At 72.6% G+C, this 16,350-nt stretch carries 15 protein-coding genes and 1 tRNA gene; 10 read left to right on the top strand and 6 right to left on the bottom strand.

Annotation, left to right across the window (positions count from 1 at the left end; all coding sequences use genetic code 11):
- Positions 1–10: 10 nt before the first annotated feature.
- The gene (locus tag AB0E91_RS02290; protein WP_361773832.1) at positions 11–754 is read left to right on the top strand and encodes a class I SAM-dependent methyltransferase; all 744 of its coding nucleotides are present in this window, start codon (positions 11–13) and stop codon (positions 752–754) included.
- Here the strand turns inward: AB0E91_RS02290 and AB0E91_RS02285 are convergent.
- Positions 723–1,493, bottom strand: coding sequence for a ferritin-like domain-containing protein (locus tag AB0E91_RS02285; protein WP_361773829.1), 771 nt, complete (start codon positions 1,491–1,493; stop codon positions 723–725). The genes AB0E91_RS02290 and AB0E91_RS02285 overlap by 32 nt on opposite strands.
- 185 nt (positions 1,494–1,678) lie before the next feature.
- Here AB0E91_RS02285 and AB0E91_RS02280 point away from each other — a divergent pair, with 185 nt between their 5' ends.
- The gene (locus AB0E91_RS02280; RefSeq protein WP_361773826.1) at positions 1,679–2,578 is read left to right on the top strand and encodes a class I SAM-dependent methyltransferase; all 900 of its coding nucleotides are present in this window, start codon (positions 1,679–1,681) and stop codon (positions 2,576–2,578) included.
- 84 nt (positions 2,579–2,662) lie between these two features.
- Here AB0E91_RS02280 and AB0E91_RS02275 read toward each other — a convergent pair whose 3' ends face one another.
- Positions 2,663–3,271, bottom strand: coding sequence for a TetR/AcrR family transcriptional regulator (locus AB0E91_RS02275; RefSeq protein ID WP_361773823.1), 609 nt, complete (start codon positions 3,269–3,271; stop codon positions 2,663–2,665).
- Between the two features lie 68 nt (positions 3,272–3,339).
- On the opposite strand from AB0E91_RS02275, the gene AB0E91_RS02270 reads away from it, so the two are divergent.
- A complete protein-coding gene (locus AB0E91_RS02270) occupies positions 3,340–4,701 on the top strand; it encodes an alpha/beta fold hydrolase (RefSeq protein ID WP_361773820.1) in 1,362 nt (453 codons plus the stop codon).
- A gap of 24 nt (positions 4,702–4,725) precedes the next feature.
- Here AB0E91_RS02270 and AB0E91_RS02265 read toward each other — a convergent pair whose 3' ends face one another.
- The 4 genes from AB0E91_RS02265 to AB0E91_RS02250 form a co-directional block, all read right to left on the bottom strand.
- Complete coding sequence (locus AB0E91_RS02265) at positions 4,726–5,421, bottom strand: glycoside hydrolase family 75 protein (protein WP_361773817.1); 696 nt, start codon at positions 5,419–5,421, stop codon at positions 4,726–4,728.
- Between the two features lie 162 nt (positions 5,422–5,583).
- Positions 5,584–6,420: an aldo/keto reductase gene (locus AB0E91_RS02260; protein WP_361773814.1), complete on the bottom strand. Its 837-nt coding sequence runs from the start codon at positions 6,418–6,420 to the stop codon at positions 5,584–5,586.
- Positions 6,421–6,548: 128 nt separating this feature from the next.
- Positions 6,549–8,384, bottom strand: coding sequence for an AMP-dependent synthetase/ligase (locus AB0E91_RS02255; RefSeq protein ID WP_361773811.1), 1,836 nt, complete (start codon positions 8,382–8,384; stop codon positions 6,549–6,551).
- 339 nt (positions 8,385–8,723) lie between these two features.
- Positions 8,724–10,229 (bottom strand): MFS transporter, encoded by a 1,506-nt coding sequence (locus AB0E91_RS02250; RefSeq protein ID WP_361773808.1) that lies wholly within the window; start codon positions 10,227–10,229, stop codon positions 8,724–8,726.
- 138 nt (positions 10,230–10,367) lie between these two features.
- Between AB0E91_RS02250 and AB0E91_RS02245 the strand changes: the two genes are divergently transcribed.
- The 7 genes from AB0E91_RS02245 to AB0E91_RS02215 all read left to right on the top strand — a co-directional run bounded on the left by AB0E91_RS02245 (position 10,368) and on the right by AB0E91_RS02215 (position 16,298).
- On the top strand, positions 10,368–11,345 hold the full coding sequence (locus tag AB0E91_RS02245) for an Lrp/AsnC family transcriptional regulator (protein WP_361773805.1): 978 nt from the start codon (positions 10,368–10,370) through the stop codon (positions 11,343–11,345).
- A gap of 141 nt (positions 11,346–11,486) precedes the next feature.
- Positions 11,487–12,563 carry a bile acid:sodium symporter family protein gene (locus tag AB0E91_RS02240; protein WP_361773802.1) on the top strand — a complete coding sequence of 359 codons (1,077 nt, stop codon included), beginning with the start codon at positions 11,487–11,489 and terminating at the stop codon, positions 12,561–12,563.
- A 109-nt stretch (positions 12,564–12,672) separates the two neighbouring features.
- Positions 12,673–13,203, top strand: coding sequence for an isochorismatase family protein (locus AB0E91_RS02235; RefSeq protein WP_361773799.1), 531 nt, complete (start codon positions 12,673–12,675; stop codon positions 13,201–13,203).
- A gap of 260 nt (positions 13,204–13,463) precedes the next feature.
- Complete coding sequence (locus AB0E91_RS02230) at positions 13,464–14,798, top strand: OFA family MFS transporter (RefSeq protein WP_361773796.1); 1,335 nt, start codon at positions 13,464–13,466, stop codon at positions 14,796–14,798.
- Positions 14,773–14,922, top strand: a complete 150-nt coding sequence (locus AB0E91_RS02225) for a hypothetical protein (protein WP_361773793.1) — start codon at positions 14,773–14,775, stop codon at positions 14,920–14,922. Before AB0E91_RS02230 ends, AB0E91_RS02225 begins: the two co-directional genes overlap by 26 nt.
- Positions 14,923–15,106: 184 nt before the next feature.
- Positions 15,107–16,054, top strand: coding sequence for a beta-ketoacyl-ACP synthase III (locus AB0E91_RS02220; protein WP_161180477.1), 948 nt, complete (start codon positions 15,107–15,109; stop codon positions 16,052–16,054).
- A gap of 159 nt (positions 16,055–16,213) precedes the next feature.
- Positions 16,214–16,298 (top strand) — tRNA-Leu (locus AB0E91_RS02215).
- Positions 16,299–16,350: the final 52 nt, after the last annotated feature.

Raw genomic sequence — 16,350 nt, 5'->3', positions numbered from 1 at the left:
CACTGGCCCCGTGCTCGACTACGAGAAGGAAGCCGCCATCTACGACGCCTACCGTGGCGGCGAGGCCCGCGCCGAGGCCGCCACCGAGGCCGTCCTCGCCCTGATCCCCGTCCGCACCGGCCGCCTCCTGGACCTCGGCTGCGGCACCGGCACGGTCACCCGGCGCCTGGCGGCCGCCCGCCCGGGCCTGCGCGTGACCGGCGTGGACCGCGCCCGCGCCATGATCCGACGCTCGGCGGCCCTCGTGCCCGGCGCGATCCTGCGTGCCGACTGCCGTCAACTCCCCTTCCCCGACAGCACCTTCGACGCCGTCACCAGCGTCTGGCTCCTCCACCTGCTGGCCGACCCCGCCGACCGGCGCGCGGTCCTCACCGAGGTCGCCCGCGTCCTGCGCCCCGGCGGCACCTACGTCACCACCGTCGACAAGGCCCGCTCCCACAACGTGGGCAGCGACATCGACGCCGTCCTCGCCGCCCGCACCCGCCCACCCGCCGCCGACGCCCCCGGCATCATCACCGCCCACGCCGGCGAGGCCGGTCTCACCCCGGCGGGCGAAGGCCACTTCGTGGGCGTCGGTCAGGGACGCAGCCCCCGCCGGACCATCACCGACCTCGGCCGCGGCTGGTTCAGCACCCTTCCGCCCGGTGCCCCGGAAACGGCCCACTTCGCGGAGCTTCTGTCCCGCCTCCCGGATCAGGACCGGCCGCGCGCGGACCCGGTGTTCAGGCTGCGGGCCTATCGGAAGCCGGAGTGAGCCGACCGCCGTCGCCCTGAGCCGGTCCGTCCGTCCCGGGTGACAGGATCGCCGCGATCACGTCCCCGCTCGTCCCCATCACGTCCGCCACGAAGCGTGCCCGGCCGACGCCGAGGACGCCGAGGGCGCGGCCGTGGTCGGTGGCGACGAGCAGGGAGGCGCCGAGCAGGGGCAGGCGCCAGAGAAGGAGGAGGGGGTGGCGGAGGGGGCGGGGGAGCCGGGCGAACGAGGTGTGGAGACGGGCGCAGTGGAAGGGGATGTGGCGTTCCTCGTCGGCGAGGATGCGGGCCGCGACCTCCTTGGTGAGGGGGTCCGTGGTGCCGTCGCGGAGGGCGCGGTAGTAACGGAGGGCGACCAGCTCCGCGACCATGAGGACCAGCAGCTCCAGCCGCAGGCCGAGGAGTCGGCGCAGGCGTACGAAGACCGTGTCGCTCCAGTGGCCGGAGAGGGTCGGGAGCCCGGCCGAGGCGAGAAGCCGGGCGAGGAGTCGGGCGTGGTTCTGTTCCTCGGCGACGAAGAGGCGGGCCGCCCGTGCGTAGTCGGGGTCGCCCGCGCGGTCGGCCTTGGCGAGGAGGCTGGTGCCGTCGCCGTCCTCTCCGACCTGGAAGCGCTGGACGCTCGCCCACACCGCCGGGTGCTCCACGGCGTTCCGCCGCCAGTCCGGGTCGCCCAGGGCGGCCCGCCGTGCGCGTTCCTCCTCGAACCGCCGCGTCCACTCCGCGAAATCGCTCCCGCGCACCCTGATCCCCTCCCCGGGCGCGGCCCTCGCACCCTGAAGAGGGACGACGCGCCCGGGCGCCGAATCGTTCCGCCATCCCGCCCGCCGCTCGCACGGCATCCGCACTTGCCGTAACGGCAACAGAACTGGCCCGCGCCCGCCCCGCCGTCGCACGCTGGGCCCATCCGGAAGAGAGGCGGGCCACCATGGCGCACGACCACCACCAGCACCACGAGCACCACAAGGCGCACGGACACAATCACACCGACCTCGACTGGGCCGAGCAGGGCCCCATGCTGGAGGCGCAGGCGGAGCTGTACACCCCCGCGTACGAGCAGGCCATCGCCTGGCTCGCCGAACAGGTGCCCGCGCCGAAGCTGATCGTGGACGCGGGCAGCGGCCCCGGTGTCGTGGCGTGCCTGTTCGCGCGGGCGTTCCCGCAGGCCCACGTCGTGGCGGTCGACGGCGCCGCCCCGCTCCTGGAGCGCGCGCAGGCCCGTGCCGAACAGCATGGGCTGGGGGACCGGTTCAGCACCCTGACCGGTGAACTCCCCGAAGTGCTGGAGAAGTTGGACCGTCCCGTCGACCTCCTCTGGGCCAGCCGCAGTCTGCATCACCTCGGCGACCAGCGGGCCGCGCTCACCGCCTTCGGTGAACACCTCGCGCCCGGCGGCACGTTGGCCCTCCTGGAGGGCGGACTGCCCGCCCGCTTCCTCCCCCGCGACATCGGCATCGGCCGCCCCGGACTCCAGTCCCGGCTGACCGCGCTGGAGGAGGAGTGGTTCGCCCGGATGCGCTCCGGACTCCCCGGCGCCGTCCCCGAGACCGAGGACTGGCCCGCCCTCCTGACCTCCGCCGGGCTGCGCCCCACCCGCACCCGCAGCTTCCTCCTCGACGTGCCCGCCCCCGCCACCGAGCAGGCCCGCGCCCACGTCGCCACCACCCTCACCCGCCTGCGCGACGCCGCACCCGACGACCTCACCCCCGAGGACCGCACTACCCTGGGCCGCCTCGTCGACCCCGCCGACCCGGCGAGCGTCCACCAGCGGCCGGACGTGTTCCTTCTGGACGCGTACACCGTCTACACGGCGGTACGGCCCGCGTAGCCCGAGCCGAGCCTGAGCCGCCCGAGCCCGAGCCGCCAGAGTCAGAGCCCGGCCCCATGAACCCTGACGGAGGTCCCGCCTCCGTCAGGGCTCCCGCCGCAGGCCCGGGGACGCCTCGGTCGTCGCCCACCCCCGCAACGTCGCCCCCACCGCCGCCCCGAACGCCGCATCGGCCGCCAACAGGTCCAGCGCCCCGGCCAGTTCGAGTGTCACGAGCCCGTGCAGCGCCACCCAGAGCGAGAGCGCGATCGCGGTGGCGTCGCCGTCGAGAACGCCCCGCGCCAGCGCCCGCTCGATCGCCGCGACGAGCGGCCCCACCGGGTCGGCCGTCCCGACCTCCCCCGACGGCTCGAAGGACTGCACCCCGCCGAACAGCACCGTGTACAGATGACGGTGACCGTGCCCCCAGCGCCGGTACGCGACGGCGAGGGCGTGCAGATCGGTGAGCGGGTCGTCGGTGGCCGGTACCGCCGACAGGTCCGCGAAGAGTCCGGCCACCGCCCGGTCGCGCACCGCCGCGATCAGCCCGTCCTTGCCGCCGAACAGGGAGTACACCGCAGCCGTCGAGGTCCCGGCGTCCGCCGCCACGACGCGCACCGTGACCGACTCCCGGGGCCGCGTGGCCAGCAGCTCCGTCGCGCACGCCACCAGTCGCTCCGCGACACCCTCGTCATTCGTTCTCGGCCTGCCCATGCCGAGCAGCCTAGCCCCTCTGGTAACGTCGTTTTGAAACAGCGTTCGGAAACCCTGGGGGGTCCGTCATGTCCGCGTTCGCCTTACGTCTCGCCCGCGCAACCGCACACGTCGCCAAAGCAGTTGGTGTCGTCGTTGCGCTGGCTGTCGCCTTCCTCCTGCTGATCGTCCTCACCGACGGCGCGGGCTCCGGGCTCGTCGCCTGGTGCGCCACCACCGGACTCGCCGCAGCAGTCGCACTCCGGCGGGGCAGGCGCCGAACCAAGGCGTCCCGTACGGCCCGCCTCGCCCTGTTCACGCCCGTCGTCCTCGCGGCCGCGCTCACCGCGTCGGTCTGCGTCCCCACCGCGCCCACCGCCCGCCGGTATCCGCCCGCCCTGCCCTCCGTGGCGATGCGACACTGGCACCTGTCCACCGGCAGCCGGGTCGCGGTCTACCACTATCCGCCGACGGGCTCCGCACCCCGCTCGGCCGTCCCGCTCGTCTACCTCAACGGCGGCCCCGTACGCGGCATTTCACTGCTCGACCACCGCTTCCTACAACTGCTGGCGAGCCAGGGGCACGACGTGTACGCCTACGAACCGGCAGGCGCCGGACGCAGCGGTCTGCTGCCGATGGACCAGTACTCCCTGTCCCGCTCGGTCCGCGATCTCGCCGCCGTCCTCGACCACTTGGCCGCCACGGAACCCCGGGCCGCGGCCAAGGCCGACATCCTCGGCTTCTCCTCCGGCGCCGTCGTCCTCACCCGCGCCCTCGCCACCCCCATGGTCGCCGCCCACATACATCGCGCGATCATCGCGGAGCCCGGCCCCATGGACGGCCCCACCGCACGCATCGACGGACAGCGCGGCCGACCCTCCGCGCGCGGCCTCGCCCCCGCCATGACCGGACCCCGCTCGACGCACGTCCCCCGGTACGCGGTGGCGTTCGGGCTCATGCGCCTCGGGCTCCTCGCCCCGGACACCGGTCTGATCGGACAGGCCGAGGGGGACAACGCGTTCACCGCCGCCGACCTGGGCGGCGACACCGCGTCCGCCTACTGCGCCCGCGACGCGCACCGCATTCCCGCCGAGGACTCCGCGCGGAACTTCTCCTTCAGCCCCGCCGCGAGCCTCCGCGTCCAGCGGACGGTGAAGGACTCGCCGTCCCTCGCCCCGCGCCTGAAACACTCCCGCACCCCGGCCATGCTGATGATCGCCGAGTGCTCCTCCCAGGTGCGCCAGTGGGCGACCGCCGTTCTGGCCGCCGACCCCGGCATCCGGCGCACGCAGTACCTGCCCGGCGTCGGCCACCACCTGTGGAACGGCCTGGACGACAACAACCGCCGCGCCGCCGCGGTGATCACCGCGTTCGTCCGGGACGAACCGGCACCGCTCCCCGACTACCCGAAGCGCGCGGACATCCCCGCCTTCCTCCGCGCCCACAAGTGACCCGACAAGCAAGGCGCCGACGGCTCAGTCCCGCCCGACGAACTTCCGCGCCAGCCGGTCACCCAGCTCCACCGCGGCCTCATGACTCTCGAGCGGGGAGACCTTGGACCCGGCGCCCGTGAAGAGGATGTACGTCACACCCGACTCCGCGCCGCCCGTCGCCGGGTCGGGGTCGATGCCCAGGCCCTCGGCGGCGGCGTACGAGGCCTCGCCGATGATGCGGGACGGGCCGGTGTCGCCGACGACCGCGTACTCGACCTTGTCGCCGTGGACGACGGCCACCACGCCGCCGCCCTTCACACCGGACTTGGTGTAGTCCCACAGGGCACTGGAGCCGGGGACCACGATGTAGGGGAGCGCGTCGGCGCGCAGCGGTTTGCCGTCGGACTGGTGGAACGCGGTGTCGTCCTGGTACCAGGGATCGCGGTCCTTGTTGCACTTGTCGGTGCGCCGGCCGTCGCAGTCGACGTCCATGTCCGCCTTCCAGAAGACCGCGCCCTTGGTGCCGCAGACGGGGACGGTGGCCGGTTTCTCCTCGTCGGTGCGGTACAGCCCGTCGGAGATCCGCTCGCAGGACGTCACCTTGGCCAGCAGGTCGGACGCGGACACCGAGCCCTCGCGGGCCGAGCCGGTGGAGCGGTCCATGACGGCATAGAACGTCGCCGAGGCGAGCAGGACGACGCCGGCCGCGGTGGCCAGGCCCAGGGGGCGGGGGCGCATGAGTGATCCTTCACGTCGATGAGCTTCAAGTCGCGGAGGAGGAGGCGGAGCCGGTCCCGCCACGCGCACAAAGCCGTCCGCCCCGGTGATGGCGGGGCGGACGGCCGTGTGGCGTACGGGAGTTCAGGCCGAGTCGGAGACCAGGACATCCCGGACCGGGGTTCAGACCACTTCGAACTCGGCCGGGTTCGGACCGAGCCGCTTGTCCTCGTTCAGCGCGCTGATCGCCGCGAGGTCCTCGTCGTCCAGGCTGAAGTCGAACACCTCGATGTTCTCCCTGATCCGCGACGGCGTCACGGACTTGGGGATCACGATGTTGCCGAGCTGGACGTGCCAGCGCAGCACGACCTGCGCGGGCGTACGACCGTGCTTCCGCGCAATGGCGACGATCGCCGGGACCTCCAGGAGGCCCTTGCCCTGGCCGAGCGGCGACCACGCCTCGGTCGCGATGCCCTGCTCGGCGTTGAACTCCCGTGCCGCGCGCTGCTGGAGGTGCGGGTGCAGCTCGATCTGGTCGACCGCCGGGACGACGGAGGTCTCCGAGATCAGCCGCTCCAGGTGCTCGGGAAGGAAGTTGGACACACCGATCGCGCGGATGCGACCGTCGGAGTACAGCTTCTCGAACGCCTTGTACGAGTCGACGTAGAGGCCACGCGCGGGCGTCGGCCAGTGGATCAGGTACAGGTCGAGATAGTCGAGGCCCAGCTTCTCCAGGGACGCGTCGAAGGCGCGCAGCGTCGCGTCGTACCCGTGGTCGCTGTTCCAGAGCTTGGTGGTGACGAAAATGTCCTCGCGGGGCAGACCGGAGGCGGCGATGGCCTTGCCGGTGCCGGTTTCGTTGCCGTAGATCGCCGCTGTGTCGATGCTGCGGTACCCGGCCTCCAGCGCCGTGCTGACCGCGCGCTCGGCCTCGGTGTCCGGCACCTGCCAGACGCCGAACCCCAGCTGGGGCATCTCGACACCGTTGTTGAGGACGATCGGGGGGACCTTGCTGCTCACGAGCTCTTGATCCTTCGGTTGTGGACAGGGTCGTACACCATCGTCAACGATCACGGGCCCGAATGCATTCCTGACCGGCGATCCGTACCGGCGATCCGTCCGGCCCCGGCCGGGCACTCCGTCCGGCGTCAGCCCTGGTACAGCGCGTCGATCTCCTGCTCGTACGCCTTCTCGATGGCCTTCCGCTTCAGCTTCAGCGACGGCGTCAGCAGCCCGTGCTCCTCGGTGAACGGTTGCACGAGGACACGGAACGTCCGGATCGACTCCGCCTGCGACACCAGCGTGTTGGCGGCCACCACCGCCCGCCGCACCTCCGTCTCCACCGCCGGATCGCGCACCAGCCGGGAGATGTCCCGGCCCGGCCTGCCCTGCATCTGGAGCCAGTGCTCGACCGCGTCCTGGTCGAGCGTGATCAGCGCGGCGACGTACGGACGGTCGTTGCCGACGACGATGCACTGGTGGACCAGCGGATGGTCGCGCACCCGCTCCTCCAGCACCCCCGGCGAGACGCTCTTGCCGCCGGAGGTCACCAGGATCTCCTTCTTGCGGCCGGTGATCGTCAGATAGCCGTCCTCGTCCAGCGTCCCCAGGTCACCGGTGGCCAGCCAGCCCTCGTGCAGGGACTCGTCGGTCGCCTTGGGGTTGTTGAGATAGCCCTGGAAGACGTTGCCGCCGCGCAGCCAGACCTCGCCGTCCTCGGCGACGTGCACGGCGACCCCGGGAACGGCCTGGCCGACCGTGCCGTAACGGGTGCGGTCGGGCGGGTTCGCGGTCGCGGCGGCCGTCGACTCGGTCAGGCCGTAGCCCTCGTAGATCTGCACGCCCGCGCCCGCGAAGAACAGCCCCAGGCGGCGGTCCATCGCCGAGCCGCCGGACATCGCGTTGCGGATCCGGCCGCCCATCGCCGCGCGCACCTTGGAGTAGACGAGCTTGTCGAACAGCTGGTGCTGCATCCGCAGCGCCGGTGAGGGCCCCGACCCCGTGCCCCACGCCTTCGCCTCCAGCGCCTCGGCGTAGCGCACCGCCACGTCGACCGCCTTGAGGAACGGCCCCTCCTTGCCGTCCTTCTCCGCCTTGCGGCGGGCCGCCGCGTACATCTTCTCGAAGATGTACGGCACGGCGGTGATGAACGTCGGCCGGAACGCGGCCAGGTCCGGCAGCAGCGCGGACGCGTGCAGCTCCGGCTGATGCCCGAAGCGGACCCGGCCCCGGAACGCGGCGACCTCCACCATCCGCCCGAAGACATGGGCCAGCGGCAGGAACAGCAGCGTGGACGCCTCGTCGCCCTTCTTGGAGTGGAACACCCGCTCCCAGCGGTCGATGATCGCGTCCGCCTCGAACATGAAGTTCCCGTGGGTGAGGACACAGCCCTTGGGTCTGCCCGTGGTGCCCGAGGTGTAGATGACCGTGGCGATGGCCTCGGGGGTGACCGCGCGGCGGTGCCGGTGCACCAGCTCGTCGTCCAGGTGCGCGCCCGCCTCGTACAACTCCCGTACGCAGCCGTCGTCCAGCTGCCACAGGCGGCCCAGCCGGGGGAGGCGGTCGATGACGGTGGCGATCGTCATCGCGTGGTCCTCGTGCTCGACGATCGCCGCGGTCACCTCGGCGTCGTACAGCATCCAGAAGCACTGCTCGGCCGAGGACGTCGGATAGACCGGCACCACCTGGGCGCCGATCGTCCACAGCGCGAAGTCGAACAGCGTCCACTCGTAGCGGGTACGGGACATGATCGCGACGCGGTCGCCGAAGCGGATCCCGTTCGCGAGCAGCCCCTTGGCCAGCGCCAGCACCTCGTCACGGAACTCGGCGGCGGTCACGTCCCGCCACTGGCCCGCCCCGTCCTTGCGGCCGAGCGCGATGTGCTGCGGGTCGACCCGGGCGTACTCGAAGACGGTGTCGGCCAGCCCGCCGGCCGGCGCCGGTGCCGACGTCGTTGTCGTCGGAGGATTGGTGAAGCCCTGCAAGTTTCCGCCCTCCGTTCCTCACAGCGCCGTGACGCTACCCCACCCGTTGGCCGGATGGGAGCCGTCCCGAATCCGGGCAACCCGCGCATTCGCGCCCGCCGTTGCCCGGAAAATACCCGCACAAGGGGAAGGTACGGACACGACGGGGGCGACCGCTCAGCCGAACCCACCCCAATCTCCACCGAATCTGTACGGCCTGGTCACGAGGTGCCGTCCGGCGGTTCGGCAGGCGGGGTCGACAAGAAGCCCCGCACGTCCGAGGGGTGGTTCCGGCCACCGGCCCGAACCACCCCTCGTGCACCCGCACCTGCCCACCCCTGCGGGGCCGTACGTCCACACCTACGGTTGGCGCGCCGCCGTCGGTTCCACCGGCACCCCGCCCGCCTTCGGCTGTTCCCCGGCCGGGCGCGGTGTACGGACCACCGCCAGGACCAGTACCCCCGCCGCGAGTCCGGCGATGCCCGCCGTCAGCAGAGCCCGGTTCAGGCCGGAGGCGAAGGCCGCGTGCAGGACCTCGTCCGGGAAGCTCGCCCGCAGGGCGCCCGCCGCGCCGCCCGCCAGGGCGTGGGCCGCCCCATGGGGGAGGGTGGACTCCATACGGGTCGTCAGGATCGTGCCGAAGACGGCGACGCCGAGGGCGTAGCCCAGCTGGCGCACGGTGTTGACCGCGCCGCCCGCCATGCCCGCCCGGTGCGGCTGGACCGAGGCGAGCGCGGCCCCGGCGACGGTGGGGGAGACCAGGCCCGTACCCGCGCCCACCAGCACGAAGCCGGGGATCAGGGCCGTCCAGTCGGAGCCCGCGGACAGGACCGCCTGGCACAGGCACCCCGCGCCGATCAGCAACAGCCCGCCACCGATGGTGAGCCGGGACGGCGCCCCGTGGAGCAGCCGCCCCACCAGCACCGCGACGACCATCGCCGCGACCGTCATCGGCAGCAGCGTCAGACCGCTGCGCACCGGGCTCATGCCCAGCAGCGTCTGCATCCACAGCGACAGATACGGCGTCACGCCGAACGCCACCGCGTTGAAGGCGAAGGCACCCGCCATCACACCCACGAACGTGCGGTTGCGCAGCAGCGAGAGGTCGAGCAGCGGATGCGCCACCCGCCGCTCCACCAGCACGAACACCACCAGCGCCAGCAGCGCGCAGCCGAACGCCGTGAGCGTCGCGGGCGCGGCCCAGCCGTCCTCCCCGGCCCGTACGACGGCATACGTCAGCCCGCCCGCGAACGCGGCGAAGGCGGCCGTACCCGCCCAGTCCACCCGCTGCCAGGCGCTCCCCGCACCGCCGCCCCGCGACTCCGGCACCACCCGCAGCGTCAGCCACACCGCCGCCACGCTCACCGGAAGGTTCACGAAGAAGATCCACCGCCAGCCGGGACCCTCGGCCAGCAGCCCGCCCAGCACCGGCCCGACCGCCGCCGCGCCCCCGCTCACCGCGCCCCACACACCGAGCGCCACCGACCGCTGCCTGCCCTGGTACACCGAGCCGAGCAGCGGCAGCGTCGTCGCGAACATCGCGGCCGCGCCCACACCCTGCACCACCCGCGCCGCCACCAGCGTCCCGGGCCCGGACGCGAGCCCGCACAGCAGCGAGGCCGCCGCGAACAGCACCACACCCGCGACGTACGTACGCCGCCGCCCCAGCACGTCCGCCGCCGCGCCCGCCCCCAGCAGCAGGGCGGCGAGCGCGAGCGCGTAGCCGTCCACCACCCACTGGAGATCGCCCAGCGATGCGTGCAGCGCGTGACTCATGTCCGGCAGCGCCACCACCACGATCGTCACATCGAGCAGCAACATGAACGTGCCCAGGCACACCGCCGTGAGCGTCCCCCATGTCCGCATGTCCCCGCCTCCCACCATTTCCGTTTCCGTACGCCGTGACGCGCGACCGCGCCCTCGCCCGTACGATGCGGCGGGCCGGGCCGAACACCCCGGCCACGGCCCTCGGGCCGGTGAAAACCGACGGGGGAGCTTGTGCAGATGTCGAAATCCGACACGTTCGACGAGCTGGACGTCCTGATCCTCTCCGCCCTGGAGGTCGACGCCCGCGCCTCCTTCGCCCGGATCGGGCAGGTCCTCGGCGTGTCCGACCAGACCGTCGCCCGCCGCTACCGCCGCCTCACCGCCGAGGCCGGTCTCCGGGTCGTCGCCCGGCGCGACGCCTTCGTCCTCGGCCAGGACCAGTGGATGCTCCGGCTGCGCTGCGCCCCGGACAGCACCCCCGTCATCGCGGACGCCCTCGCCAAGCGCCCCGACACCTCCTGGATCGGGCTGGCCTCCGGCGGCACCGAGATCGTCTGCATGACCCACCCGCGCAGCCCCGGCGACCACGACGACCTCCTGCTCGGCAAACTCCCGCGCACGCCCAGCGTGATGGAGGTCCATGCCCAGCAGCTCCTGCACCGCTTCGACGGCGGCCCGAGCGGCTGGATCGTCAAGTCGGGTGCCCTGGACGCGGAGCAGGCCGCCGCACTACGGCCCCGCCACCCGGCCCACCCGGCGGCAGAGGCCCGCATCGAGCCCGAGGACGAACCGCTCCTCTCCGTGTTGCGCCGGGACGGCCGCGCAGGACACCAGGAACTCGCGCGCGCCACCGGCCGTTCCGAGTCCGCCGTCAAACGCCGCCTCGCCGCGCTGCTCGCCTCGGGGGCGATCTACATCGACACCGAGTACGACTACGAACTCTCCGGGCAGGCCCGCACGGCCGCCCTGTGGATCACCACCGAGCCCGCCGCCCTGCACTCCGTCGGCGAGGCCCTGTCCGGACACGGCGAGGTCGCCTTCGCCGCGGCCACCACCGGCCCCTCCCACATCGTCGCCACCGTCGTCGTCCGCGACACCGCGAGCCTGTACGCCTACCTCAGCGGGCCGCTCGGCCGCCTGGACGGGGTGCGCCACGTGGAGACGACCCCGTTCCTGCGCCGGGTCAAGCAGCTGACGTATCGCGGGGGCCGCTGAGCCGGAGCCGCTGAGCCGGGGCCGCCGACCGGGAGCCGCCGACCGGGAGTCGCCGGCCCGGGGGCCCCGGACCGGCGGTCCGGCCAGGGGGCATGATGGAAGCCGGTCCGCCCGCCCCTGCCGTCCAGCACCCGGAGCACCGTGAAACGCCCGCACCTGCCCCGTCGGCTGCCCGTCGACCCGTACATCCTGTTGCTGCTCGCGACGGTGGGCGTCGCGGCGCTGCTCCCGGCGAGCGGGACCGGCGCGGCCGTGGCCTCCGGCGCCTCCACGGCGGCCATCGCCTTCCTCTTCTTCCTCTACGGCGCCCGCCTCTCCACCCGCGAGGCGCTCGACGGGCTGCGCCACTGGCGGCTCCACCTCACCGTGCTGGCCTGCACCTTCCTCGTCTTCCCGGTGCTCGGCCTGGCCGCGCGGGGCCTGGTGCCGTACGTCCTGACCCAGCCGCTCTACCAGGGCCTGCTGTTCCTCACCCTGGTCCCCTCCACCATCCAGTCGTCCATCGCCTTCACCTCCATGGCGCGCGGAAACGTCCCCGCCGCCATCTGCGCGGGCTCCTTCTCCTCCCTCGTCGGCATCGTCCTCACCCCCCTGCTCGCGGCCGCGCTGCTCGGCGGCAGCGGGGGCTTCTCCGCCGACTCGCTCCTGAAGATCGTGCTCCAGCTGCTGGTGCCGTTCCTCGCCGGGCAGGTGCTCCGGCGCTGGATCGGCGGCTTCGTCACGCGCCACAAGAAGGTGCTCGGCCTGGTCGACCGCGGCTCGATCCTGCTGGTCGTCTACACCGCCTTCAGCGAGGGCATGGCCCAGGGCATCTGGCACCAGGTGAGCCCGCTGCGGCTCGGCGCGCTGCTCGGCGTGGAGGCGGCGCTGCTCGCCGCGATGCTCTGCGTGAGCTGGTACGGCGCCCGGGCGCTCGGCTTCGGCCGCGCGGACCGGGTCGCCATCCAGTTCGCGGGCTCGAAGAAGTCCCTCGCCTCGGGGCTGCCCATGGCGAGCGTGCTGTTCGGCGCGCACGCCTCGCTCGCGGTGCTGCCGCTGATGCTGTTCCACCAGATGCAGCTGATGGTGTGCGCGGTGATCGCCAAGCGGCGGGCGGGAGATGAGGCGGCGGGAGACGGGGGACCGGGAGACGGGGCGGCGGGGGAGCCGGACGAGGAGCGGGGGCGGGAGCGGGCGTCGGAGCCGGACCGTCCGGGCGTACGGCCGCACGCGCGGTGACACAAAGTGGCCGGAATCTTCTCCTGCCCCACCGCCGAACGCGTTCAGTTCACCGGCCCGTTGACCGGGATTGGCGCCACGGACCGCGGGCGACGGCTAACGTTCCGTCATGACCGCAGCTCCCGTACTCGACCCGCAGCGCACCGCCCTCGTTCTCGTCGACCTGATGGAACGTATCGTCGCGCTGCCCCTGGAACCCCGTAAGGGCATCGAAGCCCACGCCACCGCCGGGGAGTTGGCGTCCGCCTTCCGCTCCGCCGGGGCCCCGGTCGTCCTCGTCCGGACCGAGCGCCCCGCCGTCGCCGAGCAGCCGCCGGGCAGCGGACTGGTCGCCGGACTGCGGCGCGACGGCGACGCCGAGGTGGTCAAGCGGACCATCGGCGCCTTCCAGGGCACCGACCTCGACACACGGCTGCGCGAGCAGGGCATCACCACCCTCGTCCTCGGCGGCATCACCACCAACCTCGGCGTCGAATCCACCGCCCGCGCCGCCGCCGACCTCGGCTACGACCTGGTCTTCGCCGAGGACGCGATGGCCGCGTTCACGGCCGCCGAGCACGAGGCGTCGGTACGGCTGGACTTCCCGAGGCTGGGGACGGTGGTGCGGGCGGCGGAGGTGCGGTTCGGGACGGACGGCTGAGGGCAGCCGCCGAACGGGGTGAGCGGCGGTGACGCGGGGGCCGGGCGGAGCCGAACTTCGAGGCCGGGCGGCGCCGACGCGGAGGCCGGGGGCGCTGATGCGGAGGCTGGTCGGCGCCTACTCCGAGGCCGGCCGGAGCCGTCGCGGCGCCCGGAGGCCGGGCCCGTACCGACCGCTGGACGCACGACGCCTACCGCTCACCGCATGCCGTAGCCCCGCCACCTTCTCAACTCCCGCGCCCCGTCCTACCGTCCGGCCCCATGAGCAGCCCCCCTGTCGCATCCGCGGGCTGGAGCCGGTGGCTGGTCCCGCCCGCCGCCCTCTCCGTCCATCTGTCCATCGGCCAGGCCTACGCCTGGAGCGTGTTCAAGCCGCCCCTGGAGTCCGCGCTGCACCTGGACGGCACGCAGAGCGCGCTGCCGTTCCAGCTGGCGATCGTGATGCTCGGGCTGTCCGCAGCGTTCGGCGGCACGCTCGTCGAACGCAACGGCCCGCGCTGGGCGATGACCGTCGCCCTCGTCTGCTTCTCCTCCGGCTTCCTGATCTCCGCGCTGGGCGCCCGTACCGAGCAGTACTGGCTGATCGTCCTCGGCTACGGCTTCGTCGGGGGCATCGGCCTCGGCATCGGCTACATCTCGCCCGTCTCCACCCTGATGAAGTGGTTCCCGGACCGCCCCGGCATGGCCACCGGCATCGCCATCATGGGCTTCGGCGGCGGCGCCCTGATCGCCTCGCCGTGGTCGGCCCAGATGCTCGAGTCCTTCGGTACCGGCCCGAACGGCATCGCCCTCGCGTTCCTCGTCCACGGGCTGTCGTACGCCGTCTTCATGACCCTCGGTGTCCTGCTGATCCGCGTCCCGCGCGCCCCCGGACGGACGACGGGCGGGACGGTGGCCGCCGCGCCCCTCGGGGTCCAGGTCTCGGCCCGCAGCGCCGTGCGCACCCCGCAGTTCTGGTGCCTGTGGGTCGTCCTGTGCACGAACGTCACGGCGGGCATCGGCATCCTGGAGAAGGCCGCCCCGATGATCACGGACTTCTTCGCGGACAGCTCCACCCCGGTCTCCGTCTCGGCTGCGGCGGGCTTCGTCGCGCTGCTGTCGGCGGCGAACATGGCGGGCCGGATCGGCTGGTCGTCCACCTCCGACCTGATCGGCCGGAAGAACATCTACCGCGTCTACCTCGGCGTCGGCGCCCTGATGTACCTCCTGCTCGCCCTGTTCGGAGACACCGCCAAGCCCCTCTTCGTGCTCTGCGCCCTGGTGATCCTCTCCTTCTACGGCGGCGGCTTCGCCACGATCCCCGCCTACCTGAAGGACCTCTTCGGCACGTACGAGGTCGGCGCCATCCACGGCCGCCTGCTCACCGCCTGGTCCACGGCGGGCGTCCTCGGCCCGCTGATCGTCAACTGGATCGCCGACCGCCAGGAGGCGGCGGGCAAGGACGGCCCCGCCCTGTACGGGCTCTCCTTCGCCATCATGATCGGCCTGCTCGTCGTCGGCTTCGCCGCCAACGAACTCGTCCGCCCCGTCCACGCCCGCCACCACGTCCCCGACCCGAAGGAGGCACCCGATGTCCAGCGAGAGCAGCCCGCGTGAACCCGAGAGCGGCCCGCGAGACCTGAGGGGCCTGATCGTCTTCGCCTGGCTGTGGGTGTCGGCGCCGCTGGCCTACGGGGTCTACGAACTCGTACGGAAGGCGACGCAGCTGTTCACGGGGTGATGCGGGGCAGGCGTGGGCCTGAGCCCGGCGGGCTTGGAAACGCTGAGTATTCGGACATCCGAGGGTCTGCGGGAAGCCGACAACTCGGATGCCCGTTTCCTGTGGCTTCACGTGTCCGCGTACCCGTGAGTCACTGATCAGACTGGACGGTCCCGCTACTCACGGCGAACAAGGGGACCTCGACATGATCGGCTCGCGCATCACCGCGATCGGGCACTACCAGCCCGCCAAGGTGCTCACCAACGAGGACCTGGCGGGCATGGTCGACACCAGCGACGAATGGATCACCAGCCGGGTCGGCATCCGTACGCGGCACATCGCGGGCCCCGACGAGCCGGTGGACGAGCTGGCCGCGCACGCCGCCGCCAAGGCCCTCGCGGCGGCGGGCCTCGCCCCCGAGGACATCGACCTGGTCCTGGTCGCCACCTCCACGGCCGTCGACCGCTCCCCGAACACCGCCGCCCGCGTCGCGGCCCGCCTCGGCATCCCGCAGCCGGCCGCGATGGACGTGAACGTGGTCTGCGCCGGGTTCACCCACGCGCTGGCGACCGCCGACCACACGGTACGGGCCGGTGCCGCGACCCGTGCGCTGGTCATCGGCGCGGACAAGATGTCGGAGATCACCGACTGGACCGACCGTACGACGTGCGTCCTGGTCGGCGACGGGGCGGGCGCGGCCGTGGTCGAGGCGTGTACGCCCGGTCAGGAACCCGGCATCGGCCCGGTGCTGTGGGGCTCGGTGCCGGAGATGGGCAACGCCGTGCGTATCGAGGGCATGCCGCCGAGGTTCGCCCAGGAGGGCCAGAGCGTCTACCGCTGGGCCACCACCCAGTTGCCGCCCATCGCCCGCCGGGCCTGCGAGAAGTCCGGCATCGAGCCCGCCGACCTCGCCGCCGTCGTCCTCCACCAGGCCAACCTGCGCATCATCGAGCCCCTGGCCCACAAGATCGGCGCCGTGAACGCCGTCGTCGCCCGCGACGTCACCGAGTCCGGCAACACCTCCGCCGCCAGCATCCCCCTCGCCCTCTCCAAGCTCATCGAACAGGGCGCCGTCCGCACCGGCGACCCCATCCTCCTCTTCGGCTTCGGCGGCAACCTCTCGTACGCGGGCCAGGTGATCCGCTGCCCGTGAGCGCTCCCGCTCACGCGTGGCAACGGCCGGGTAACTCTCCGTACCTCCAGGTCCACCCCCCTCCCGCGTCACGAATACGCAGGTGAAACCCACTCCGAAACCTTGGTATTGTTGTCCATGTCGCCGAGGGGAACACACCCCGAAGGCGACAGACACCTAGTCCGGGTGGCGGAATGGCAGACGCGCTAGCTTGAGGTGCTAGTGCCCTTTATCGGGCGTGGGGGTTCAAGTCCCCCCTCGGACACAACAACACAAAGTGCCGGCCGGGAGCGATCCCGGCCGGCACTTTGTGTTGC

The sequence above is a fragment of the Streptomyces sp. NPDC026659 genome (assembly GCF_040638245.1).
Classification (GTDB): Bacteria; Actinomycetota; Actinomycetes; order Streptomycetales; family Streptomycetaceae; genus Streptomyces.
The sequence above is the reverse complement of the archived record's forward strand: the minus strand, read 5'-3'. Positions and strand labels throughout refer to the sequence as shown.